Origin of the sequence: Pseudomonas sp. P108 (genome assembly GCF_032613195.1) — a bacterium.
Taxonomy (GTDB): Bacteria; Pseudomonadota; Gammaproteobacteria; order Pseudomonadales; family Pseudomonadaceae; genus Aquipseudomonas.
In genome coordinates, this window is record NZ_CP126691.1 from 4026950 (window position 1) to 4050832 (window position 23883).

At 61.1% G+C, this 23883-nt stretch carries 23 protein-coding genes; 13 read left to right on the forward strand and 10 right to left on the reverse strand.

The annotated features are described in order from the left end of the window. Positions 1–30: 30 nt before the first annotated feature. Both QOM10_RS17550 and QOM10_RS17555 read left to right on the forward strand, forming a co-directional pair. A complete protein-coding gene (locus tag QOM10_RS17550; protein WP_316916634.1) occupies positions 31–1014 on the forward strand; it encodes a zinc-dependent alcohol dehydrogenase family protein in 984 nt (327 codons plus the stop codon). Between the two features lie 22 nt (positions 1015–1036). Then, complete coding sequence (locus tag QOM10_RS17555) at positions 1037–1345, forward strand: antibiotic biosynthesis monooxygenase (protein ID WP_316916635.1); 309 nt, start codon at positions 1037–1039, stop codon at positions 1343–1345. Between the two features lie 121 nt (positions 1346–1466). Here the strand turns inward: QOM10_RS17555 and QOM10_RS17560 are convergent, their stop codons facing one another. The 3 genes from QOM10_RS17560 to QOM10_RS17570 form a co-directional block, all read right to left on the reverse strand. After that, positions 1467–2054: a LysE family translocator gene (locus QOM10_RS17560; RefSeq protein WP_316916636.1), complete on the reverse strand. Its 588-nt coding sequence runs from the start codon at positions 2052–2054 to the stop codon at positions 1467–1469. Between the two features lie 246 nt (positions 2055–2300). Beyond that, complete coding sequence (locus QOM10_RS17565; RefSeq protein WP_316916637.1) at positions 2301–4538, reverse strand: ATP-binding protein; 2238 nt, start codon at positions 4536–4538, stop codon at positions 2301–2303. Further along, on the reverse strand, positions 4535–5149 hold the full coding sequence (locus QOM10_RS17570) for a biliverdin-producing heme oxygenase (protein WP_150750882.1): 615 nt from the start codon (positions 5147–5149) through the stop codon (positions 4535–4537). The genes QOM10_RS17565 and QOM10_RS17570 overlap by 4 nt, the downstream gene beginning before the upstream one ends. Positions 5150–5424: 275 nt before the next feature. On the opposite strand from QOM10_RS17570, the gene QOM10_RS17575 reads away from it, so the two are divergent. Continuing rightward, complete coding sequence (locus QOM10_RS17575) at positions 5425–6045, forward strand: LysE family translocator (RefSeq protein ID WP_316916638.1); 621 nt, start codon at positions 5425–5427, stop codon at positions 6043–6045. Here QOM10_RS17575 and QOM10_RS17580 read toward each other — a convergent pair. Beyond that, positions 6042–6455 (reverse strand): VOC family protein, encoded by a 414-nt coding sequence (locus tag QOM10_RS17580; RefSeq protein ID WP_316916639.1) that lies wholly within the window; start codon positions 6453–6455, stop codon positions 6042–6044. The genes QOM10_RS17575 and QOM10_RS17580 overlap by 4 nt on opposite strands. 211 nt (positions 6456–6666) lie before the next feature. Between QOM10_RS17580 and QOM10_RS17585 the strand changes: the two genes are divergently transcribed. From QOM10_RS17585 to QOM10_RS17595, 3 genes are read left to right on the forward strand one after another with little or no spacing between them, the layout of a single operon-like run. Then, positions 6667–7749, forward strand: a complete 1083-nt coding sequence (locus QOM10_RS17585; protein ID WP_316916640.1) for a trifunctional transcriptional activator/DNA repair protein Ada/methylated-DNA--[protein]-cysteine S-methyltransferase — start codon at positions 6667–6669, stop codon at positions 7747–7749. Between the two features lie 32 nt (positions 7750–7781). Continuing rightward, positions 7782–8579 (forward strand): isocitrate lyase/phosphoenolpyruvate mutase family protein, encoded by a 798-nt coding sequence (locus tag QOM10_RS17590; protein ID WP_316916641.1) that lies wholly within the window; start codon positions 7782–7784, stop codon positions 8577–8579. A gap of 1 nt (position 8580) precedes the next feature. Beyond that, positions 8581–9210 (forward strand): DNA-3-methyladenine glycosylase family protein, encoded by a 630-nt coding sequence (locus tag QOM10_RS17595; protein ID WP_150774695.1) that lies wholly within the window; start codon positions 8581–8583, stop codon positions 9208–9210. 319 nt (positions 9211–9529) lie between these two features. Here QOM10_RS17595 and QOM10_RS17600 read toward each other — a convergent pair whose 3' ends face one another. From QOM10_RS17600 to QOM10_RS17610, 3 genes are all read right to left on the reverse strand, one after another. Next, complete coding sequence (locus QOM10_RS17600; protein ID WP_127928624.1) at positions 9530–10627, reverse strand: extracellular solute-binding protein; 1098 nt, start codon at positions 10625–10627, stop codon at positions 9530–9532. A gap of 2 nt (positions 10628–10629) precedes the next feature. Then, a complete protein-coding gene (gene aguA, locus QOM10_RS17605) occupies positions 10630–11739 on the reverse strand; it encodes an agmatine deiminase (protein WP_316916642.1) in 1110 nt (369 codons plus the stop codon). Between the two features lie 104 nt (positions 11740–11843). Next, the gene (locus QOM10_RS17610; protein ID WP_316916643.1) at positions 11844–12728 is read right to left on the reverse strand and encodes a LysR substrate-binding domain-containing protein; all 885 of its coding nucleotides are present in this window, start codon (positions 12726–12728) and stop codon (positions 11844–11846) included. 379 nt (positions 12729–13107) lie between these two features. Between QOM10_RS17610 and QOM10_RS17615 the strand changes: the two genes are divergently transcribed. Then, positions 13108–13623, forward strand: a complete 516-nt coding sequence (locus QOM10_RS17615; RefSeq protein WP_316916644.1) for a DoxX family protein — start codon at positions 13108–13110, stop codon at positions 13621–13623. Between the two features lie 3 nt (positions 13624–13626). On the opposite strand, the gene QOM10_RS17620 is transcribed toward QOM10_RS17615, so the two are convergent. After that, on the reverse strand, positions 13627–15243 hold the full coding sequence (locus QOM10_RS17620; protein ID WP_316916645.1) for a murein L,D-transpeptidase: 1617 nt from the start codon (positions 15241–15243) through the stop codon (positions 13627–13629). Between the two features lie 151 nt (positions 15244–15394). Between QOM10_RS17620 and QOM10_RS17625 the strand changes: the two genes are divergently transcribed. The 4 genes from QOM10_RS17625 (at position 15395) to QOM10_RS17640 (ending at position 18685) form a co-directional block, all read left to right on the forward strand. Next, a complete protein-coding gene (locus tag QOM10_RS17625) occupies positions 15395–16105 on the forward strand; it encodes a murein L,D-transpeptidase catalytic domain family protein (RefSeq protein WP_095047934.1) in 711 nt (236 codons plus the stop codon). Between the two features lie 241 nt (positions 16106–16346). After that, the gene (locus tag QOM10_RS17630) at positions 16347–16604 is read left to right on the forward strand and encodes a DUF2790 domain-containing protein (RefSeq protein WP_122600320.1); all 258 of its coding nucleotides are present in this window, start codon (positions 16347–16349) and stop codon (positions 16602–16604) included. 9 nt (positions 16605–16613) lie between these two features. Continuing rightward, positions 16614–17285: a heavy metal response regulator transcription factor gene (locus tag QOM10_RS17635; protein WP_127928635.1), complete on the forward strand. Its 672-nt coding sequence runs from the start codon at positions 16614–16616 to the stop codon at positions 17283–17285. Continuing rightward, on the forward strand, positions 17282–18685 hold the full coding sequence (locus QOM10_RS17640; protein ID WP_316916646.1) for a heavy metal sensor histidine kinase: 1404 nt from the start codon (positions 17282–17284) through the stop codon (positions 18683–18685). Before QOM10_RS17635 ends, QOM10_RS17640 begins: the two co-directional genes overlap by 4 nt. Before the next feature lie 191 nt (positions 18686–18876). Here QOM10_RS17640 and QOM10_RS17645 read toward each other — a convergent pair whose 3' ends face one another. Continuing rightward, entirely contained in the window at positions 18877–20289 is a 1413-nt protein-coding gene (locus tag QOM10_RS17645) for an MFS transporter (RefSeq protein WP_316916647.1), read from the reverse strand. A gap of 103 nt (positions 20290–20392) precedes the next feature. Between QOM10_RS17645 and QOM10_RS17650 the strand changes: the two genes are divergently transcribed. Continuing rightward, on the forward strand, positions 20393–21280 hold the full coding sequence (locus QOM10_RS17650) for a LysR family transcriptional regulator (RefSeq protein ID WP_150750870.1): 888 nt from the start codon (positions 20393–20395) through the stop codon (positions 21278–21280). Here QOM10_RS17650 and QOM10_RS17655 read toward each other — a convergent pair. Further along, complete coding sequence (locus QOM10_RS17655) at positions 21277–21897, reverse strand: cell wall hydrolase (RefSeq protein WP_160040791.1); 621 nt, start codon at positions 21895–21897, stop codon at positions 21277–21279. The two genes, QOM10_RS17650 and QOM10_RS17655, sit on opposite strands and share 4 nt — an antisense overlap. Before the next feature lie 208 nt (positions 21898–22105). On the opposite strand from QOM10_RS17655, the gene QOM10_RS17660 reads away from it, so the two are divergent. Continuing rightward, a complete protein-coding gene (locus tag QOM10_RS17660) occupies positions 22106–22948 on the forward strand; it encodes a CAP domain-containing protein (protein ID WP_410479229.1) in 843 nt (280 codons plus the stop codon). The last annotated feature ends 935 nt before the right edge of the window (positions 22949–23883 follow it).

A 23883-nucleotide genomic window follows, 5' to 3' on the forward strand; every position in this document is an offset into this window, starting at 1 on the left:
TATCCCTTTTTACCGAAACGAGGCAATGCAATGAAAGCGATGATCCTTACTTCATTTGGCGGCGCGCAATCGTTCGAACTGCGCGACGTGCCCAAGCCAGTGCCACAAGCGGGCGAAGTCCTGGTACGGGTGCACGCCACCTCCATCAACCCGCTGGATTATCAGGTTCGCCGTGGCGACTATGCCGATCTGGTGCCCCTCCCCGCCATTACCGGGCACGACGTTTCTGGCGTTGTCGAAGCCGTTGGGCCGGGGGTGACGGCCTTCGTACCGGGCGACGAGGTCTGGTACACCCCGCAAATATTTGCCGGCCCGGGCAGTTATGCCGAGTACCACGTTGCGGCGCAAAGCATTGTCGCCAAGAAGCCGCCCGCGTTGAGTCACCTCGAAGCGGCCAGCCTGAGCCTGGTGGGCGGAACCGCGTGGGAAGCATTGGTCGTGCGGGCCGCGCTCAGGGTCGGCGAAAGCATTCTGATCCACGGCGGTGCAGGCGGCGTCGGCCATGTTGCGATCCAGCTGGCCAAAGCCATCGGTGCGAAGGTCTTCACCACCGTACGCGAAGCAAATTTCGCGTTCGCCCAGCGCATGGGCGCCGATGTGCTGATCGACTATGAAAAGGAGGATTACGTCGACGCGATCCTGCGCGAAACCGAAGGGCGCGGCGTCGATGTGGTGTTCGACACCATCGGCGGCAACGCCTTGTCACGCAGTCCTGACGCGCTTGCACAGCTTGGCCGCGTGGTGTCGATCGTCGACCTTGCCCAGCCACAAAACCTGATTCAGGCGTGGGGCAAGAACGCCAGTTATCACTTCGTGTTCACCCGGCAAAACCGCGGCAAGCTCGATGAACTGAGCGCCTTGATCGCAAACGGTCAGTTGCGTCCACACGTTGGCGCAGTCTATCCACTGGCCGACATCGGCCTCGCCCATGCCTTGCTGGAAACGCCTAACAACGGCGTCCAAGGCAAAATCGCGATTGCCGTCGCGCCGTCGCCCGAACTCGCCAATCGCTGAACTCAGTTCCGAGGAGAACATCATGATTTATGAGATCGCTTTACTGCCCGTTCACACAGGGAAAACCGAAGCCTTCCGGCAGGCGTTTGCCGAGGTCGAGCCGTTGCTCAAACGCGCCAAGGGTTACGGCGGGCACTTGCTTGCGCAGGGAATTGAAACGCCTGAGGTGTTCAATCTGATTGTGCGCTGGCGATCCCTTGAGGATCACACGCCTGGGTTTGAAGCGAGTGAGGACCACCGGCTGTTCATGCTGGGGCTGGAGGAATATTTTTCAGAGGAGCCGAAGGTCTGGCACATGGAAGGTGGCGCGTTTCAGCAGCCGTTCAACTAATCAATCTCTCGGCTACCCGTGATCCATTGTAGGAGTGAGCCTGCTCGCGATAGCGGTCTATCAGTCGACATTTATATTGACTGATAGATCGCTATCGCGAGCAGGCTCACTCCTACAGGGTTTACGGTAGCAGCAGGTATATCGCGCTGACGGTCAACAACCCCGCCATGCTCCGGTTGAACCAACGCATCCCCGCCGCGTTGCTCAGATACCCACGCAAAAACGTCCCGGCATACACCCAGCAGCCGACCGACAGATAACAGATCACCAGATACACCGCCGCAAACTGCCACACCAGCCGCGCCTCGCCATCGGCGACAAACGCGCCCATACCCGCGACGCAGGCCATCCAGGCTTTCGGGTTAAGCCACTGCATCACCGCGCCGTACAGCATCGACGGCGCCCGCCCCGATTCACGGGCATTCAATTGCCCGTCATCCATGGCCAGTTTCCACGCCATGAACAGCAGAAACGCCACACCGGCCAGTTGCACCACGCGGGTCATGAATGGCCAGAGCTTGAGCACCTCGTGCAGACCCAACCCCATCAGCACCAGCAGCAACACAAACCCCAACGTGGCCCCGGCAACATGCCGTTGACTGGCGCGAAAACCGAACTGCGCCCCGGAACTCAACGCCACAATGTTCACCGGCCCCGGCGTGATCGACGCCGCCAACGCAAACGCCGCCATGGAAACAATCAGACTCATCGCACACCTGCTTCAAATCGAGGAACAAGGTGCTCACCCTAACCAGCGCCCGGTTCTCCGTATTGAAGAAAATGCCCCTGTGATCCTGATCGTTCCCACGCTCTGCGTGGGAATGTAGCCCGGGACGCTCCGCGTCCCTTCCAGAGCCGAACGCAGAGCGTCCGTTGAGGCATTCCCACGCAGAGCGTGGGAACGATCAAACAATCCCATTCGCGAGCAGGCTCGCTCCCACATGAAAATCGACGTTCAGTCCAAACGCGGCACGGTGAAGCGGAACTCGCTGCCCTGCCCCGGCTCGCTCTCGGCGAAGATCCGCCCGCCATGGGCTTCGACGATGCCTTGGGTGATGTACAAACCGAGACCAGTGCCGGTCGGGTTGCCCTCTTTCACCGTCCAGTAACGATCGAACACGTGCGGCAGATGCTCCTTGGGAATGCCTTCGCCGCTGTCGCGCACGGTGAAGACAATGTCATCGCCGACCGACGTGGCATGCACGCCCACCCTGCCCAGGCGCGGGGTGAACTTGATCGCATTGCCGACCAGATTCGACAGCACCTGAAACAGCCGCTCCGGGTCGGCATGAATGCGCAGATCAGGATCGGCGTCGAAGGAAATGCTGATGTCCTTGTCCAGCGCCAGCGGCGCGAGCAGTGCCTGCGCCTCCTCGAACATCTGCCCGACGTCAAGTTTCTGCGGGGTGATGGAGTAGCGCCCGGCGTCGATTTTCGAGGTATCGAGCAAATCCTCCAGCAGCGTATTCATGCGGCCGGCAGCCTGTTGCATGGTGTCGATGGCCGTCGAGATGCGCCGCGAAGTGTGCGGGCCGTCCGAGCTGAAAGCCTTCTGCATCATGCCGCAAAGCATCGAAATCACGGTCATCGGGTTGCGCAGATCGTGGGATACCACGGCCACCAGCTCATCGCGGGCGCGCACCGCTTCCTGCTCACGACGCACTTGCCGCGCCAGATCATTTTCCAGTGCCGAACGCCGTAGATCGTTGGCGGCGAACAGATCACCGTGGCTCCACTTGGTGGAGATCCCGGCCATCTCGACTTTCCAGATTTCAAACGAGGTACGCGGGCGCAAACGCAGGCCGGCGTCGGAGTTTTCCAGGTCCAGTGGCTTGCGCGGATCGCCGCTCCAATTGATGTTTTCCTTGACCTCCGGACGGAACCAGAACACACCGTTGTCCACCGGTTTTGGCAGGCTCATGGCGAGCACGCCGCTGGCCACCTGCTGGAACTGTGCCGCTGGAGGATAGACGCTGGCCAGATGATGACTGGCAAATACGGGCTCGCCGCTGTCCTGCAACCACTTCTGCAAGGCGCGAATGTCATCCGGCTCCGGGCAGTTGCCGTAGCGGTGCAGTTGTTTGTCTTCGATGATCGCGATACCGCCGGCATTGGTCAGCGCCATCAGGGTCTGCGGCTGATTGGCCAGACCGTCGAAGACATTCTGAGGCGAGTCGATCATCGCCTGATTGAGCAGCGCCAACGCCTCGACTTTCTCTTCACGCTGACGGCTGATCTCCAGCGCTTCCATGGCGCTGATCTGCAGCGACAGCACCTGGCCGATGGTCTGACACGCGGCGCGCAATTCGTGCGGCACATGCAGTGGCTGACGATTGCCGCAGCTGATCAGGCCCCAGAGCTTGTCACCCTTGAGCAGGGAAATGCTCATCGACGACAGCACGCCCATGTTCTTCATGTACTGGCAGTGGATCGGCGATACGCTGCGCAGGGTGGCGAAACTCAGGTCCAGCGGCGTGTTCGTGTCCGGGCGCAGCTTTGGCAGCAGCGGCACCGGTTGGTAATCGGCATTGGGGATGATCCGCAGCCAATTGGTGCGATACAGCTCGCGCGCCTGTTCGGGAATGTCCGACGCCGGGAAAAACAGGCCGTTGAACACTTCCATCGACGGGTCGGAGGCTTCGGCGATGACCTGACCGTGGCCCTCCTCTTCGAAACGGTAGATCAACACCCGGTCGTAACCGGTCATGGCCTGGATTTCCTTGACGCTGATGTCGTACAGCGCCTGCAAGGTGGTGGCCGCTTGCAGACGCTGAAGCATGCGCCCCAGATGGGTCTGGTTGCCGGCGACGTTGCGCGGCTGGAAATTCTCGACGTGGATTTCCAGCTCCAGAATCAGCACGCCCTGATGGCGATGCAGCAGGCCCTCGAACGCGGTGCCATTGAGCCGGAAGCGCAGCGGCTGCAAGTCGGACAGCGACGGTTGCAGCAAGGCTTCGCGCACTTTTTCCGCTTCGGCATCGCCGATCAGGCTTGCCAGCGGCTGGCCGATCAAGCTTTGCGGCTCTCGGGCCAGCAACGTTTCGACATTGGCGCTGACCTGAATGATCGCCAGCTCAGGCTCGCTCAAGGTCAGCAGCAAACCGTGGGGCTGGATCGCACCGGGGAAACGGATCGGCTCGTCGGCACAGTTGGCCAGCAGTTCTTCAAAGTCTTGTTTGTCTTGCGGGTTCATGCCAGTACCTCCCGGCTTTCGAGCCAGTGCTCGAAACAGCTGAATGTGGTTTGTGCTGCCGTGACGACAGCGGCGCGCTCGGCGGCGCTCATTGGCCGACTGCCGAGGTATTCGATAAAGTCCCGCCAGCGCCGGCCCGTGGCGGCGCCGTAGATATCGAGAAAGGCCGCGCCGTTATCGGCTTCCAGGCCTAACCGGGTGGAGATTTCCCGGCGCAGAATCTGCCCGCCGAGCGTCGCGCCCTCGAGCACGTAGAGCACGCCAAGGCAGGCAGCGCTTGAGTCGATGACCGGCAACTGCTCGCACTGCGGCAGGCCTTGCAACGCTTCGGCAGATACGCCCAGTGCGTGCAGATCAGTGCGCAAGGTTGGCGCTTTGAGTCGAGGCGTCAGTTCAAAATCGGCAGGCATTGCATCGCTGCGTAGCAAAGCGTTTTCCAGCGGCAGATAGAAGCCGTAATAAGCCTGCATCAGCCGCACAAAAGCCTGTGTATCGAGAAAATCGGAGAAAAAAGGAAGGCGTTTTTCCAGTGCGATGTGCAGTTCGGCAGTGCCGGCTCGCAGATCTTGCAGCACCGGTGGCACATAAACTTCACGGGCCTTTGCTTGCATGTAGATCGCTCTTGGTGGGGCCGCCTGGGGCCAAACGGGGTGGGTACAACGTCGGCGAAATTTTACACGGCTATCGCCGTATCTGACCGGATGGATAGTTTTTTCTGACGAAACCATCACCCTATGACTGATACAGAGTGAAGGCATCTGCAAAAAGTTCGACCGCGTTGCCCAACAGCGCGGGGCGCTGTACCGCGACAGCGCTGCGTGACTGTATGGGTCTGAGCGCGTGGGGGCTGTGATAAAAACATGGTTCTCGTTACTGGAGTGCCGCCATGGATCTCGCCACCCTCACCCTGTTTCTTCCGGCCTGTTTCGCCCTGAACATGGCCCCCGGGCCGAACAATCTGCTGTCGGTCAGCAACGCCACGCGTTATGGCTTTCGCCGCGCGTGCACGGCGGGCATCGGGCGGATTCTGGCGTTCGCCGGGATGATTGCGCTGGCCGGTGCGGGCCTGTCGGTGGTGCTGCAGACCTCGGTATGGCTGTTCCATGCGATCAAGATCATTGGCGCGGGATATCTGCTGTATCTGGCCTGGCAGTTGTGGCGGGCCAATCCTGAGGCCGAGCAGCAGGTAACGGGCGCGACCGTTGGTTTCTTTGCGTTGGCACGGCAGGAGTTTCTGGTGGCGGCGGGCAATCCGAAGGCGATCCTGTTGTTTACCGCGTTTCTGCCGCAGTTCGTCGACCCGGCGCGCCCGGTGCCGGCGCAATTCGCGGTGCTGGGCGTGCTGTTTCTGTTGCTGGAGTGGATCGCCATCAGCGCCTACGCCTGGATGGGCCTGCACATGCGCCGCTGGTTCGCCGAGCCGCGCGGCAAACGGATCTTCAATCGTTGCTGCGCAGGCCTGTTGTCGGCGGCGGCTTCGGTGCTGTTGACGGCGAAACGCGCTTAAGCCTCGGACGGGCCTTTGAGTTCTACCTGATTGCCATCCGGGTCGAAGCAATACAGCGATAGACCTTTGCCCTCGGCGCCGAAGCGTGATTCGGCTTTTGCCACAGTCAGGCCGAAGGTTTGCAGGTGTGCAATCAGCGCTGCTTCATCGAACGGTTCGATGCGCAGGCAGAAATGATCAACGTTACGCCGCTCGGCCCCGGCCGCCCCGCCGCCCTTGCGGCCGAGTTCGCCTTGCAGGTCGACGAGGTCGATCATCGAAGTGCCGGCGCGCAGGTGGATCAGGCCCAGCGGCTCGTTGCGCTTGACCACTTCGGCGCCGAAGACCTGGTTGTAGAAGTCGATGCTGCGTTGCAGATCGGCGACGCGCAGAACGATGTGATCAATGTGTTGGATGAAAAACGGATGCATCGGGCACACCTCAACAAACGGTAGGAGCTGCCGATAGCGGCGATCTGTGGATTTTGGGACGCGGAGCGTCCCGGGCTGCATTCCCACGCAGAGCGTGGGAACGATCAAGATCGCAGCCTGCGGCAACTCCTACACGGTAGTTCAGGGGATTTGAAAATTCACTGTCGATTTTTCGGTGGAGCCATCGACAAACTGGTTTTACTCTCAGCCCATGAACATACAAACCGCTGTCCTGCCGCCCCACGCCGAGATGGTTCGCGCCATGCTCGAACGCGACACTGCCTATGAAGGCGTGTTCTTCACGGCGGTGAAAACCACCGGGATCTTCTGCCGCCCCAGTTGCACGGCGCGCAAGCCGAAACCGGAGAATGTCGAATTCTTCGCCCATGCCGACGAATGCCTGTCTGCCGGCTATCGCGCCTGCCTGCGTTGCAAGCCGCTGGACGCCGCCGCCATCGCGCCAGACTGGGTGCAGCGCCTGCTCAAAGCCGTAGAGGCCGATCCGGAGTTGCGCTGGAGCGATGCGCAGTTGCTCGCCGAAGGTATCGAGCCACTGAAGCTGCGGCGCTGGTTCAAGCAGCATTTCGGCATGACCTTCCATGCGTGGCTGCGTACGCGCCGCTTGGGCATGGCGCTGGGCGGGATCAAGCAAGGCACCTCGATTGATCACGCCGCGTTTGATTCGGGTTATGAATCGCTCAGCGGTTTTCGTGATGCCTTTCAGAAGTCCTTCCACATCACCCCCGGTCGCGTCGAACACAGCGAGCCGCTGCTGTTCACTCGGTTGACCACGCCGCTGGGGCCGATGATTGCCATGGCCGAACGCCGTGGCTTGGTGTTGCTGGAGTTTCTTGATCGCCCGGCACTGACCCGCGAAGTCGAAGAACTGCAGCAACGTTACGGCTACGCGGTCGCGCCGGGGCACAACGCGCATTTGCAGCAGATCGAGCAGCAACTGGCGGCGTACTTCGCCGGCAAGCTCAGCGAATTCAGCGTGCCACTGCACCTGCCCGGCAGCGAGTTTGCCCGGCAGGTCTGGTCGGCGCTGCGGCAAATCCCTTACGGCCACACCAGCACTTACGGCGCCATCGCCGCCGGTTTGGGCAAACCCGGCGCCAGTCGCGCGGTCGGTCTGGCCAACGGGCACAATCGGTTATCGATTGTGGTGCCCTGCCATCGGGTGATCGGCGCGGATGGCTCGCTGACCGGCTATGGTGGTGGGCAGCCGCGCAAAGCGTTTCTGCTGCGGCTGGAAAACGCCGCCGTGCAGCTCACCCGACAACTGGCATTCTGACCAACCGAATCGACTGACAAGAAGGATTTTTGATGAACGCGCTCGCTACGCAGTTTCACCAGTTGCACCAGCAAGGCCTGTTGATTCTGACCAATGTCGCCGACGCCACCGGGGCGCGACTGGTCGAGCATCTGGGCGGTAAAGCCGTGGCCACCAGCAGCGCGGCGGTGGCCTGGGCCCACGGGTATCCGGACGGCAACACCCTGCCCCTCGAACGTCTGGTGTCGACGGTGGAATCCATCGCCCGGGTGATCAGCATTCCGTTGACCGTGGATGTCGAGGCCGGGTATTCCGATGACCTCGGGCGCGTGGCCGAAGTGCTGGATGCGGTGATCGCGTCGGGTGCCGTCGGGATCAATATCGAGGACGGTTCTGCCGATCCTGAGCTGCTCGCGCGCAAGATCGAAGTGGTGCGACAGGTTGCCAACAAACGCAATGTGCAGCTGTTCATCAATGCGCGCACCGACGTGTATCTGAAAAACCTCGTCCCGGCCGAGGATCGCGTCGCCGAAACCCTGCATCGGGCGGCGCTGTATCAAGCGGCCGGCGCTGATGGTTTGTTCGCGGCGGGCGTCACGTCGGCCTATGAAATCGAGGCCATCTGCAAGGGCACTGCGCTGCCAGTCAATGTCCTTGGTTTCGCTTGCCTGCCTTCGCCTGAAGAACTGCAAGCGCTGGGCGTGCGCCGCTTGAGCGCGGGTTCCGGCATTGCCGAATTCCTCTATGGCGCGATGGGTGGGCTGGTGAAAAGCTTTCTGGCCAACGGCAAACTCGATACCCATGACCTCAAGGCGTTCAGCTACGGCGAAGTCAACGGTTTGCTGAAATAACATGGCCGACGCCTATCCAGCAGCCAGCGCGTTTCTGGCCGCGCTCGATGCAGATTGGCAGCGTCACATTGCTGCGGTCGGCCCGTGCCTGCATCAACCGCATCCGGCGCGTGATCCGTACGAGTCGCTGGTGCGGGCGATTGCTTATCAGCAACTGCATGCCAAGGCCGGGGATGCGATTGTCGGGCGGTTGGTGGGGTTGTTTCCCGGGCAGTCGTTTCCGCGGCCCGAGCAGATTCTTGCGACGGATTTCGAGCGAATGCGCAGTTGCGGGTTTTCCGCTGGCAAGATTGCGACGATTCAGGGCATTGCCCAAGCAGCGCTGGAGGGTGTGGTGCCGGATTACGCCACGGCGCTGGCGATGGACGATGAGGCGTTGATCGAACGTTTGGTCAGTTTGCGCGGGGTGGGTCGCTGGACGGTGGAGATGTTGCTGATCTACAGCCTGGAGCGCATGGATATTCTGCCGGCGGATGATTTTGGTGTTCGCGAGGGGTATCGGCGGTTGAAGGGGCTGGAGGTGCAGCCAACGCGCAGGCAGATGGTTGAGATCGGGTTGGCGTGGAGGCCGTATCGGACGGTGGCGGCGTGGTATTTGTGGCGGGTGCCTAAACCGCTGCCCTCACCCTAACCCTCTCCCGGAGGGAGAGGGGACTGATTGGGGGAGATTGGAGATCTACACCGACTTGAAATAACGTCTTTGAATCCATGAACGCCAAGACTTCTCAATTCCATAATCGACTGCCCTCACCCTAGCCCTCTCCCGGAGGGAGAGGGGACTGATTGGGGGAGATTGGAGATCTACACCGACTTGAAATAGCGTCTTTGAATCCATGATCGCCAAGACTTAGATCCATAATCGACTCGGTTTTTCAGGTCGATGTATAACGCAAGACACCTCGGTCGGCTCCCTCTCCCTCCGGGAGAGGGCTGGGGTGAGGGTCGGCTTTTCAAAGCCCGGATTTCAACCGGCTGAACGCCCGGATCAACGCCCGATTGAACGCTTTGCCATTGTCATTCTTGCTGTACAGCGAAGCCCTGACCTGCGCGGACGGATACGTCCCCGGATCATTACGAATCGACGCGTCCACCAAACCATCCGCCGCCGTGATCGCATTGGCGTAATGAATGGTGTCGGTGATCGGCGCAATCACCTCCGGCGTCATCAAATAATCCATCAGCGCCAACCCGGCCTGGGGATGCGGTGCGTCCTTGGGCACGACCATGGCATCGAACCAGATCAACGTACCCTCTTTCGGAATCCGGTAACTCAACTTGAACGGCTTCTTCGCCGCTTCCGCCTGCCCCGCCGCGATGGCGACGTTGCCGTTCCACGACATCGCCACACAGGTGTTGCCGTTGGCCAGATCGCTGATATTCAGGTCGTTATCGAAGTAACGAATATACGGCCGGATCTTCGCCAACTGCTGCTCGGCAAGTTTCAAGTCATCGAGATTCTGCCGGTTGATGTCCAGCCCCATGTACTTCATGACAGCGGCGAATACCTCGTTGGGATCGTTGAGCAGACTCACCCCGCAATCGGCGAATTTCGCCACCACCGCCGGATCGAACAACATCGCCCAACTGTCCGTCGGTGCATCGGGCAGGCGCTGCTTGATCGCCTGTTCCTGATAGCCCACACCGGTGGTGCCCCAAGCGTAAATCCCCGCATAGCGATTGCCCGGATCGAACACCGCCATGTGCTGGCGAAATTCCTCGCCAACCCCGGCAAAGTGCGGCACTCGGGCCTTGTCCAGCGGCTGGATCGCGCCGCTTTCGATGGCCCGCGACAGATGCTGGCCGGCGGTCAACACCAGGTCGTAACCGCTGCGCCCGGTAAGCAGTTTGGTCTCGACGGTTTCCAGCGAATCAAAGTGATCGGCGACCACATGAATACCAGTCTTTGCCTCAAAATTCTTCAGCGTATCCGGCGCCAGGTACTCACCCCAGATGTACAGATTAACCACCGGTTTGGCGGAGTCAGCAGCCTGCACACACAGGGGTGCAAGCACCAGCAATAACGCTTGAGTCAGTTTGTGCAGGCCCATGATTACACTCCTTTGCCGGCGTATTGCGGCATGGTGATGCACGCGACGTTGCCGCCACCGAGGAGGATTTCCCGGGAGTTTTCGATGCCGACGATTTTGTGCTGCGGGAACAGTTCGGCCAGCGTCGCCAGCGCCACTTGATCGTTGCGATCACCAAACAGCGGCACCACGATCGAACTGTTGCCAGCGTAATAGTTGATGTACGACGCGCAGATTTTCGTGCCGGCCTGACGGGTGTGGGTGCTGTCCTGCTGATCGAGGCCGTCGGCTTCTTCGGCGGTCCATTCCAGCACATCCGGTTGCGGCAGTTTGTGCACGATCAGCTCGCGCCCTCGGCTGTCGCGGGTGCTGCGCAGGATGTCGTAGGCCTCCTGGTAGATTTCCCATTGCGGATCGTCGCGGTTGTCGGTCCATTGCAGCACCACTTCACCGGGACGCACGAAACAGGCGAGGTCGTCGACATGGCCGTCGGTTTCGTCGAACTTGCAGCCGCGTGGCAGCCAGATGACCTGCTCTGCGCCGAGGTAATCGGTCAGGCGTCGGGTCACTTCGTCCTTGCCCAGATGCTGGTTGCGATTGCGGTTGAGCAGGCATTGTTCGGTGGTGAGGATGCTGCCCTGGCCGTCGCTCTGGATGCCGCCCAGCTCGGCAATCAGCGGCGCGCGGTAGCGGTCGAAGCGCTCGATTTCGAGGATCTTGCTGGCGATCTGGTCGTCCTTGTCCCACGGGAAATACAGGCCGCCGTCAAGACCGCCATAGGCGTTGAATTCGAAGTCGACGCCACGCACTTCACCGCTCTGATCGTTGACCACAAAGCATGGGCCGCTGTCGCGGAACCAGGTGTCGTTGCAGGTCATCTCGACCACGCGCACTTGTGGCGGCAACTGCCGACGCGCCGTGGCGAACTGCGCGGCTGAGGCGCACACGGTGACTGGTTCGCTATGGGAGATGGCGGTGACGATCTGCACCCAGACTTTCTGCGCCGGTTTCGCGCCGTTGCGCCAGACATCGGTGCGCTCCGGCCAGCCGAGCCAGCAGCCGGACTTGGCTTCAAATTCGCCGGGCAGACGGAAGCCGTCGTGTTTGGGGGTGGAGTCGAGCAAGCGTGCCATGATCAAACCTCGTCTTCGCGATGGGATTGGAATGACCACAGGCTAAGGGCGCGCGCACTGCGCCCGCCAACGATGATTATTACGGAACAGTTGAATTCAACTCATCAATCGACCAGTTGATCGTTGAACCATTCGAGCATCTGCGCCACCGCCGGGCGCTCCAGCCGCAGCCGTTCGCAGACCAGTGCGTATTGGCCGAGGGCGGTCATGCTCGAGGAGAAGGGCCGCACCAGCCGGCCACTTTGCAGATCTTCCTGCGCGGTCAGGTTGTCGCCCATGGCCACGCCCTGCCCTTGCGCCGCCGCTTCCAGCGCCAGACCGGCGTGGGCGAAATACAGCTGACGCTGCGGGCGCAGATCACCGGCGTGGCTGGTCAGCCAGGCGGTCCAGGTCTTGCCGTCCTGATCGTCGTGCAGCAGGCAGTGGCGAACCAGATCCTTGGGTGTTTTCAAGGTGGCCTGGTTGAACAGACCGGGGCTGCACACCGGGAAGAACTGCAGGGCTGGCAGAGGCCGCACGAAGTAGGCACTGCTGTCGACCGGGCCGGTGCCGTAGGTGATCGCCAAGTCGATGTCTTCGCCCGGAGCACTGGCGTCGATCGGTTGTTCGTAGAGGTGCAAGGTGATGTGCGGATAGCGCGCATAGAAATCGCTGAGGCGACTCATCAGCCACTTCTGCGCCAGCTCCGCAGTGACGGCCAGTCTGAGCACCGCCAGCGAGGATGGGTCGCGCAATTCATCGCAAGCATCGCCGATCAGTTCGAAGGCCTGTTGCAGACTCTGCATCAGCCGCCCGGCAGCGATGGTCGGGCGGATTTGCCGACCTTCGCGGATGAACAGCGGCACGCCAAGTTGCTCTTCGAGCTGGCGGATCTGATGGCTGACGGCGCTGTCGGTGACGCACAGTTCGGCGGCTGCACGGCCGAAATGCGCGTGGCGGGCGGCGCATTCGAAGGTGCGCAGGGCGGCCAGGGAGGGAAGTCGTCGCATGGGGGGCTGGTCCGTTTTTTTGGCCATGCTGACTGGGCTGTGGGTCTGCGTCCAGCCCTGTTGCCCTCACCCCAGCCCTCTCCCGGAGGGAGAGGGAGCCGACCGAGGTGTCTGGTGTCATACATCGACCTGAAAGACTGAGTCGATTATGGATTCAGAAGAAAACTCTCACGTCGGCGTACCTCTTCAATATCCCACGGTCAGTCCCCTCTCCCTCCGGGAGAGGGTTAGGGTGAGGGGCCTTTGACTGTATCGCACTGTATACCCCGAAGCCGCAGACACACCAAAAGCACAATCCCCCACCCCGCCGACACATCCCCGATACACCCCGACGCTGAAATGCCCCGGTCGATTTCACTCAACTCACCGGAGCTGCAGCATGACCACCACCCTTTCAAGCGCCGTAAAAGGCCTGCACCTGAACCTCGACCGCGCCGGCACCTGGCTCGCGCCTCTGACCCTGCGCCTGTTCATCGCCTGGGAATTTTTCGAATCCGGGCTGGAGAAATTCAACGGGCAGAACTGGTTCGAAGACATTCAGGACAAATTCCCCTTCCCCTTCGATCACCTGCCGGCAACGTTGAACTGGGAACTGTCGATGTGGGCCGAACTGATCTGCGCGCTGGCAATTCTGGTCGGCTTCGGGACACGGATCTCAGCGATTTCGCTGATGGTGGTAACAGTCGTCGCCACCGCTGCCGTGCACTGGCCTGCCGATTGGTCGTCGCTGAGCGAGTTGGCGCAGGGTTATGCGATCACCAACAAAGGCTTCGGCAACTTCAAGCTGCCGGCGATTTACCTGGCCGCGCTGCTGCCGCTGGTGTTCGCCGGGGCGGGCAAATTGAGTGTCGATGCGTGGCTGGCGCGGGTGTTCTGGAACAGAAACACCCGCTGAGGCTCAGTGCGCCCGATCAAGCCCGACGAGCAAGGCGCTGTCACGGCTGTAGATGTCCGGCGCGTAACGCACGCGGCCGCTGCTGTCGACCTGGGCCGTCCAGTAGGTCATCAGGATCGGCACCGGCGCCGACAGGCGAAATTCGTGGGTGGTGCCGGTGGCCAGCAGGGTTTCAGTGCGGGCCTTTTCCGCCGGGGTGAGCAGCAGATCACGCAGTTGCATCGGATGCTCGACCCGCACGCAGCCGGAGCTGAAGGCACGCGGGCCTTTTTCAAACAGCGCCTTGCTTGGCGTGTCGTGCAAGTACACCGAGAACGGATTGGGGAAGCGGATGACCATTTGCCCCAACGGATTACGCGGCCCGGCGTCCTGACGCAGCATGATGTTGCCGGGGTTGTCCCAGTCGATATCCGCTGCCGCCAGCGGCTGCCCGTTGGCGTCGAGCACTTGCAGGTTCTGGCGGCTGAGGAAGGTCTGGTCCTTGCGGATTTCCGGCAGCTTGTCTTCCTTCCAGATGGTCGGCGGTACGGTCCAGGTCGGGTTCAGGGTCAGGCGCGTCACCCGCGATTTCAGTAGCGGCGTCTGGCGCTCCGCGCGACCGACCTGGGTGCGGGTCTGCCACACCGGCACGCCGCCCTGATACAGCGTCAACTCAGCGGCGGCGACATTGACCAGCAAGCCATCGGGCTCGATGTCCTGGGCCATCCAGCGGAAACGCTCAAGGTTCACGCGCAATTGTTCACGGCGGGTCAGCGGACTGATGTTGAGTTCGGCAATCGTGCCCGGCCCGACCACACCGTCGGCCTGTAACGAATGATTGGTCTGAAAACTCTTCACGGCGTCGACCAGCACGCCGTCATACGCATTGCCGGACGTACCAATGATCTGAGTCAGATAGCCTTCGCTGTACAGACGCTGAGCCAGTTCCGGCACGCGTTTGTCTTCCATGTCCGGGCGCAGCAGCGGCCCGCTGCCGACCGACTGCCATTGCGGCAAGGCTGTGAGCCGTTGCGCGGCGTAGAGCTGACGCAGGTTCTGGTATTGCGCCAGGCGCGGACGGGCCAGATCAAACGCGGCGGGAATGTCGTGCATGCCCGGTACGGCGATCGCCAACAATTCCGCCTGACGGTCACGCGGGCTGGCGTCGGCATGCCACAGCGGTTCGAAGTGTGATTGCAGCAGGCTTCCGAAGTGCAGATCCTGCAGGGCCTGGAGGTAGTTGCGGCTGATGTCGATGTCGGCACACAACTCGCCATCCTGAGGCGCCGTGGTTGCGACCGGATAGCGTTTTGGATTGAGACCATCATCGGCCAAAAGCTGCAATTGCGCGCGCAACACCGGCAATCGTGCCGATTCACTGGCCCACACCGGCATCCAGTCCTGCTGCTGATAGAACGCCTGCAATTGCGTCAGCGCCGGGCCGTTGAGATGCGCGGCAATCGCCGGGCACGACTGCGGCAGACTGATCATTACAGCCTGCAAGGGACTTTGCGGCTCGACCGGCATCTCGACCGGTGGCGTTGGCAATGTCTCCAGCGGCGGCAACGGCTCATCGGCACAAGCGACAAACGGCGCAGCGAGCAAACAAATGCTCAAGTAGCATGCGTACTTTTTGAACAACTGCTTTACTCCAATCCATGGCCGTCCAGATGATGGCCAACCTTACATCAGGTGCGCTTGAGAGTCAGGCTCGATCAACGGGCTTGCGGGTATTGACTGGGAGTCAGGAGCCAAAGTGCCAAATAAGTAGCAAGTGAGGACACTTTATAAAATGTTGACGTTTTTGCGCCGACTTCTGTTGACTGCCACCGCTCTCGTCGTGACCAGTCCAGTTTTTGCCGCCGGCAAACCATCGCCGGTTCTCTACACCAGCCTCGCGCACGCCGCGCCAGAACTCAATCCCCAAGCGCTGAAAGGTGCTTTGAACGCCATGCAATGCGCGGTCAACAACGGTGCGAAACCGTCCCGCCATCTGGCGATCATCGACTATTCGCAGCCATCCACCGAACGCCGTCTGTGGATCTTCGACCTCAACAAAAAGAAACTGGTGCTGCGCGATCTGGTCGCCCACGGTTCCAACTCCGGGGAAAACTTCGCCACGCAGTTTTCCAATGTCGAAGGCAGCTACCAGTCCAGCCTCGGCCTGTTCCGCACCCAGGAAAGCTACAGCGGCACCCACGGTTATTCGCTGCGCATGGACGGTCTGGAGCCGGGTTTCAATGACATGGCCCGCGATCGCGCCATCGTCATTCACGCCGCCAGTTATGTGAATCCGTTGTGGAGCAAGAAACAAGGACGTATCGGCCGCAGTCAGGGCTGCCCGGCGGTTCGGCCGCAGATCGCCAAGCAGGTGATCGACCGCCTGAAGAATGGCCAGTTCATGTTTTCGTGGTACCCGGATCAGCGCTGGCTGAAATCGTCGCCGTACCTCAACTGCCAGCCGCAGCAGGTGGCGAGCATCCTCAATACCCACGCGAGCTGACCGACCACCCCAAATCCCCTGTAGGAGTGAGCCTGCTCGCGATAGCGGTGTGTCAACCAACACAGATGGTGCCTGACACACCGCTATCGCGAGCAGGCTCACTCCTACATTTGATCCTTGTCAGCCCCATGTTTCATTACAACTTTGTCATTCAGCTGTCGGTTTGCCGTGCGGATCGCTCGGTAGCCTGAAGTTGTCCCGGCGCCAATGCCGATCAACTTCGACCACTGAGTGACTGACCATGAAAACCCTCCTGCTCGCCTTCACCGCCCTCCTCGCCACTGGCAGCGTGTTCGCCGCGAACATGCCTGACAGCGCCGTGATTCATGACAAATCCGGCTTCTACGTCAATCTGGATGTCGACAAAGTCCTGTCCAGCACCGATATTTCACAAGCGTGCGGCGTGGTCCCGGCGCAATTGAATTACCTCGACCATCAGGGCCGCGAACATGTGCTGGACTATCAGGTACAAGGCAGCGGCTGCATCAATGACCATTGAGACTGATCGATGAATATTCTGGTTGTCGAAGACGAACCCAAGGCCGGCAATTACCTGCTCAACGGTTTGCAGGAACTGGGTTACAGCGTCAGCCTCGCCCGCGACGGTGCCGACGGCTTGCACCTGGCGCTGGAACACAACTTCGACGTGATCGTGCTCGATGTGATGATGCCGAAAATGGATGGCTGGGAAGTCCTGCGCCGGCTGCGCAAGGAAGCCGACACACCGGTGCTGTTCCTCACCGCCCGCGACGACATCGCCGACCGCGTCAAAGGCCTCGAACTGGGTGCCGATGATTACCTGATCAAGCCGTTTTCCTTCGCCGAACTGGTGGCGCGCCTGCGTACCCTGACCCGGCGCGGGCCGATCCATGAAGACGAACAGCTGCAGGTTGCTGATCTGCAGATCGACGTGCTCAAACGCCGCGTGAGCCGCGCCGGGGTGCGTATCACCCTGACCAACAAGGAGTTCGCGCTGCTGCAATTGTTCGCCAGCCATACCGGGCAAGTGCTGGCGCGCTCGCTGATTGCTTCGCGGGTGTGGGACATGAATTTCGACAGCGACACCAATGTGGTCGATGTCGCCGTGCGCCGCTTGCGGGCGAAGATCGATGACCCGTTCCAGCTCAAGCTGATCCACAGCGTGCGTGGCATCGGCTATCGCTTCGATACGCAGCCATGAGCCCCCATCGCCCGTATTCACTGACCCTGCGCCTGGCGCTGGCCTTCGCCCTGCTCGCGTTCGCCTCACTGGCCGGCCTCGGCGCGGCGCTGTATGGCGAACTGGAAGAACAGCTGACCCGCCGCGACGACATCTCACTGGTTAGCCGCGTCGATCAACTGCGCACGTTCCTCAACGACAGCAACACCCTGGAGCTGATCAAGAACAAACCGGCACTGTTCCAGAACATGCTTGGCAACCGCGAAGCGCTGCTGACCATCGGTGCGCCGGGGCAACCGCCGCTGCTGGTGGTTAACCCGGGCAATCTGAGCACGCCGACGTTGCCGGCGGTGCCCATCGATCAGGCGATGACGCTGAAAGACGTGCAGCACCTGCCGAGTGTCGACGGTGTGCCGTTTTCGGCGGTGGCGGCGAGTATCGATTCCGGTGAGCTGGGCAATCTGCAAGTCACCACCGGGCGCCTGATGAGCGAGCGCACGGCGATGCTTGCCAACTACCGCTTGAGCGTTTATGGCCTCGCCTCGCTGGCGGCGTTGTTGCTGGCGGTGGTGGGCTGTTTGTTGGTGTATCGCGGGTTGTTGCCGTTGCGGCGACTGGCGCAACACGCTCATGGTATCGGTGTCGGCAACCTCGGCGAACGCCTAGACAGTCACGGTGCGCCGCGAGAGTTGCAGCCGATGATTGAAGCGTTCAACGCCATGCTCGATCGGCTCGCCAAGGGCTTTGCGCAATTGAGTCAGGTGTCCACAGACATGGCCCATGAACTGCGCACGCCGATCAACAACCTGCTCGGCGAAACCCAGGTCGCGCTGCAGCAGAACCGTAGCATCGAGGCCTATCAGCAGTTGCTCGCCTCCAACGTCGAAGAGCTGGAGCGCCTGACGCGGATGCTCGACAACATGCTGTTTCTGGCCCGCACCGATCCGGCCAGCGCCTTGAGCCAGCGCCAGGAGCTGGACGCGGCGGATGAAATGCAGCGCATTGCCGATTATTTTGAAGGCCTCGCGGCGGATGTCGGCGTGTGCATCGAGGCCCGTGGCAGCGGTGTGATCTGGGCCGAACCGATGCTGTTGCGCCGCGCGTTGGCCAACCTGTGTGCCAATGCGATCAAGTACGGTGCGGCGAATTCGACGGTGCAGGTGGAGGCGATTGCCGAGCCGGATGGCAGCTATGTGCGGGTGCGTAACCACAGCACAACCATTGCCCCTGAACACTTGGCGCGGCTGTTCGAACGTTTTTACCGCGTCGATGAGTCACGCGAGCGCTCGGCGCAATCCAATGGCCTGGGCCTGTCGATCGTGGCAACCATCATGCAGTTGCATCAGGGCCGCTACAGCGCCAGCAGTGCCGATGGCATCAGCTGCTTCGAACTGTTCTTCCCCGCCCGGCAATCAACATAAATCGCCCACACACCACAAATTCCTGTGGGAGCGAGCCTGCTCGCGAAAGCGGTGCGTCAGTCACTGGAGATGTTGGTTGTGCCGGCCTCTTCGCGAGCAAGCTCGCTCCCACACTTGATCTCGGTTCGGCCGAAGACCGACTGATCAACCCGCCCCCCTGTGGGAGCGAGCCTGCTCGCGAAAGCGGTGCGTCAGTCACTGGAGGTGTTGGTTGTGCGGACCTCTTCGCGAGCAGGCTCGCTCCCACCGTTGAACTGCGCTCGGCTGATGATCAACGCCATGAGCATCAACGCCACCGCGACGCCAAAAGTGATGTGCAATCCGCTGGCAATCGCCGTTGCAGGCGCCTGTGTCGGATCCCCCGCCGCCAGCGCAAACACCGCGCCCATAACCGCCGCGCCGGTAATCAACCCAACGTTGCGCGCCAGCCCGAGCATCGCCGAAACCACGCCACGCTGATCCTGACTGACCCCGGCCATCAATCCGGTGTTGTTGGCCGCCTGGAACAACGCGTAACCGACAGCTATCACCATGATCGGCAGTACGTACGCGGGCAGTCCCATACTCATGGGCAGGAGTGCCAGCAAGCTGCAACCGCCGGCCATCCCGAGCAACGCGCCCGGCACGATCCGTCGTGCGCCGAAGCGATCCACCAAACGTCCCGCCGGTACCCCACTCATTGCGGACAGCAACGGTCCGATCGATAACGCTACTCCGACCATTGTGCTGCTGAGACCCAAACCCCGGTGCAGGTAAAACGGCCCGACCACCAGCGTGGTCATCATCACCGTTGTCACCAGCAACGTCAGCGTCAGGCTGCTGCTCAGTCGCGCGTCGCTGAACAGCGACAAACGAATCAGCGGCGACTTGGCCTTCATCTCGACCACGATGAACAATCCTGCGCCGCACAGGCTGGCCAACAGCAACGGCACTGTGAAACCTTCAAGGGTCATTGCCAGCGCATAGGCCGCCAGCGTCAACACCAGCACCACGCTGCCAGAATAATCGAACGCGACTCGCGGTCCGGCGGCCCGATCCGCTGGCAAAAATCGGTACACCAGCCAAATATTGAGCAAGCCCAACGGCACGTTGAGCAGAAAAATCGCCTGCCAGCCGACATGCGTCATCAACAGCCCGCCCAGCGACGGCCCAAGACTGGTGCCCGTCGCCGACATCGTTGCCAGCAAGCCCATCGCGCTGCCCGCCCGCGATTTGGGCACTGCTTCTGACACCAGCGCCACCGTCAAGGCGAACATGATCGCCGCGCCAACACCTTGCACCGCCCGTGCGCCAATCAGCCAACCGAGTCCCGGAGCCAATGCGCAAGCCAACGAAGCGCTGGTGAAAATGCCGATCCCGATCAACAGCAATCGACGCCGACCGAAGCCATCGCCCAGACGCCCGACACTGACAATCAAAGTGGTGATTGCCAGCAGGTAAGCGAGCACGATCCATTGCACTTGCTGAAACGTCGCCTCGAATGCGGTCGCGAGGATCGGCAACCCGGCGTTGGCAATGCTGGTGTCCAGTGACGGCATCAACATCGACAAGGCCAGGCTGGTCAGCGCCCAGCGGGCGGGAGTGCTCAGGGGGTCTCGGGACATGGGAGGCTCGCAGCGCAAAAGTGATCTGCCATAGCCTGAGCCTCGACAAGACACGGCGCAAGACGCATGCTTTGCACTCGATACCTGCACGGAACGCCATGTCATGAGCACTCCGGATCTGAACCTGCTGATCACCCTCGACGTGTTACTGCGTGAAGGCAGCGTCGCCCGCGCCGCCAAATGCCTGCGGTTGAGCCCGTCAGCCATGAGCCGCGCCCTCGCCCGTCTGCGCGAAACCACGGGCGATCCGTTATTGGTGCGAGCGGGTCGTGGCCTGGTGCCAACGCCGCGCGCATTGGAATTGCGCGAACGGGTCAGTCATCTGGTGCAGGACGCCGAGGCGGTTTTACGGCCTGCCGAAGTACTCGATCCCGGCCGCTTGCAACGCACCTTTACCTTGCGCAACACCGACGGCTTTGTCGAAACCTTCGCCGCCGCCCTGCTCGCCCGTATCGCCGAAGAGGCGCCCGGCGTGCGCCTGCGTTTTGTGCAGAAAGCCGACAAGGACAGCACGCCACTGCGCGAAGGTCGTGTCGATCTGGAAACCGGCGTGGTCGATGACAGCACCGACCCGACGCTGCACAGCCGCATCCTGTTTCAGGATCAATGGATCGGTGTGGTGCGTGAGGGGCATCCCTTGAGCACGGGAAAAATCACTGGCAAGCGCTTTGCTGGCGGCGAGCACATTCTCATTTCACGACGCGGGCGCAGCAGTGGCCCGGTCGACGAAGCGTTACTCGCGCTAGGGCTGACACGAGACATCGTTACCTCATTCGGCGGTTTCTCGGCGGCACTGACGCTGGTGCGTGAATCAGACCTGATTGCCACCGTTCCACAACGTCATACCAGCAAACTGCGCACGGGCTTGCACAGTTTCGCCCTGCCCTTCGCGATGCCGGCCATCAGCGTGTCGATGCTCTGGCATCCGCGCATGGATGCCGACCCGGCGCATCGCTGGTTGCGCGAGTGTGTGCGGCAGGTCTGCGCTTAACGCGCGTCGCCACCGGCAGGTTTGTAGAAGAGGAATTTTTTCGTTTCGGCGGTCTTGCGGTACTCCTTGGCCCAGCTCGGATGCACGTTGCGGTCGTGGAAATACAGCGCGCCGTTGGTGCGATCCTTGAGCTGGCGGTTCAGCGCTTTACGGGCGATATCCTTGGCCAGCGTGTATTCGGCATCTTCCTTGACCTGATCCGGACGCCCGTCGCACCACCAGGAAAACTGGCAGCTCTTGGTTTCCGAACCTTGTTTGACGACAGCGCACACCGTGTCGGGAAAGCCTTCGTGGCCGAGGCGATTCATCACCACACTGGCCACGGCTTCCATTTCCGGCGTGTCCTTTCCCTTGGCTTCCCAATAGATACTGCGCGCCAGACAGGTGATCGGATCATCCAGCGGCGCCGCGCCGGCCGGGTCGACCGCCTGCACTTCGGTCGGGGTGATGGCCTCGGCTTTCGGTGCTGGTGCGGCGCTGATTTTGTCCGCTGCTTTCTCTTCCAGCACTTGGGCTTTCTCTTCAGCCTTCGCTTTGATCGGGGCCTGATCGGTGGCCCACACGGAGCCTGCCAACAGGGTCAATACAAGACAACCAGCCCAGCCTTTCAATCCCATGTCTGTTCTTCCGGCAGCGCCCGAGTCGGGCAAGGTGTTACGTCGGGGAGACACCCGGTTTCCGGGGCCTTCGGTGAGTGTAGACGGCAAATACAGAGGCAAAGTTGCGCAGAAAATCCACTGAATGAAGAAAAAAGACATTGCACTCACCGGGGGCCTTTCGCGCATCATGGGCGCATTCAGCTCAAGGGAGATTTCCATGCGCTTCATGCCATTCGTTTTGCGTTGTGCCGCGTTGTCCGTGGGCGTTGTGTTTGCCATTCCGGCGCTGGCCGGCGATGAGTCGCAGTTGATCGAGTCGATCAACAGCTACCGCAGCCAACCGCAGCGTTGCGGGTCGCAGGCGTCCAATGAACTGCCGCCGCTGTCGGCTGATCCACGGCTGAGATTACGCGCCACCGGTGCTGTCGATCTTCAGCAAGCCATGGCCAGCGCCAGTTATCCGATGGTCAATGTGCAGGCGATCACGCTCAACGGCCCACGTGATGCGGCGTCGGCGATGCAGGCGATCAAAGAAAGTTTCTGTCAGGTGGTGCTCGATCCGCAGTTTGTCGATGTTGGTGTCAGCCGCGACGACCGTGACTGGCGCATCGTGCTGGCGCGGCCGCTGCTGTCGGCCAAGCTCGGGGATGCGCAAAGTGAGGGGCAGAAATTGCTCAGTGAACTCAACGTCGCCCGCAGTCAGGCACGACAGTGTGGGGGTCAGGCTTTTGCCGCTGCCGCACCGCTGGCCTGGAACACGACACTGGGCACGATCGCCCAGGATCACAGCCGCGACATGGCCAACAACAATTACTTCGACCACAAGGACCGCGACGGTCGCACCCCCGGCGATCGCGCGGAACTCGCCGGTTACAGCGGCCAACAGGTCGGCGAAAACATCGCCGCCGGGCAAGACACCGTGCACAAAGTCGTCGAAGGCTGGCTCGCCAGCCCCGGCCACTGCGCCAACCTGATGAACCCGCAATACCAGGAACTCGGCGCCGCCTACGCGACCGACCCGAAAAGCAGTGCCGGCATCTACTGGACCGCGATGTTTGGCGCCCAGTAAGCCCAATCGCAAAAACACCACAATACCTGTGGGAGCGAGCCTGCTCGCGAAGAGGCCTTTACAGTCAACATTAACGTTGTCTGAGCTAACGCCTTCGCGAGCAAGCTCGCTCCCACCGGGGATCGGGTTGATCAGTCGATCTTCGGCCGAACCGAGATCAAATGTGGGAGCGAGCTTGCTCGCGAAGAGGCCATTACACTCAACACCGATGTTGTCTGACCTGACGCCTTCGCGAGCAGGCTCGCTCCCACAGGGGATAGGGTTGATCATTAGATCTTCGGCTGAACCGGGATCAAATGTGGGAGCGAGCCTGCTCGCGAAGAGGCCATTACACTCAACACCGATGTTGTCTGACCTGACGCCTTCGCGAGCAGGCTCGCTCCCACGGGGGATCGGGTTGATCATTCGATCTTCGGCCGAACCGAGATCAAATGTGGGAGCGAGCTTGCTCGCGAAGAGGCCATTACATTCGACATCAACGTTGTCTGAGCTAACGCCTTCGCGAGCAAGCTCGCTCCCACCGGGGATCGGGTTGATCAGTCGATCTTCGGCTGAACCGGGATCAAATGTGGGAGCGAGCCTGCTCGCGAAGAGGCCATTACACTCAACACCGATGTTGTCTGACCTGACGCCTTCGCGAGCAGGCTCGCTCCCACGGGGGATCGGGTTGATCATTCGATCTTCGGCCGAACCGAGATCAAATGTGGGAGCGAGCTTGCTCGCGAAGAGGCCATTACACTCAACACCGATGTTGTCTGACCTGACGCCTTCGCGAGCAGGCTCGCTCCCACAGGGTTCGGCGGTGTTTACATATTCTCCAGCTACCACAAATCCTTGTAGGAGTGAGCCTGCTCGCGATGAGGCCGGCACAGTCAATATCTACATTGACTGATCCACCGCTACCGCGAGCAGGCGAAGGCCTACAGGGGGTAGTC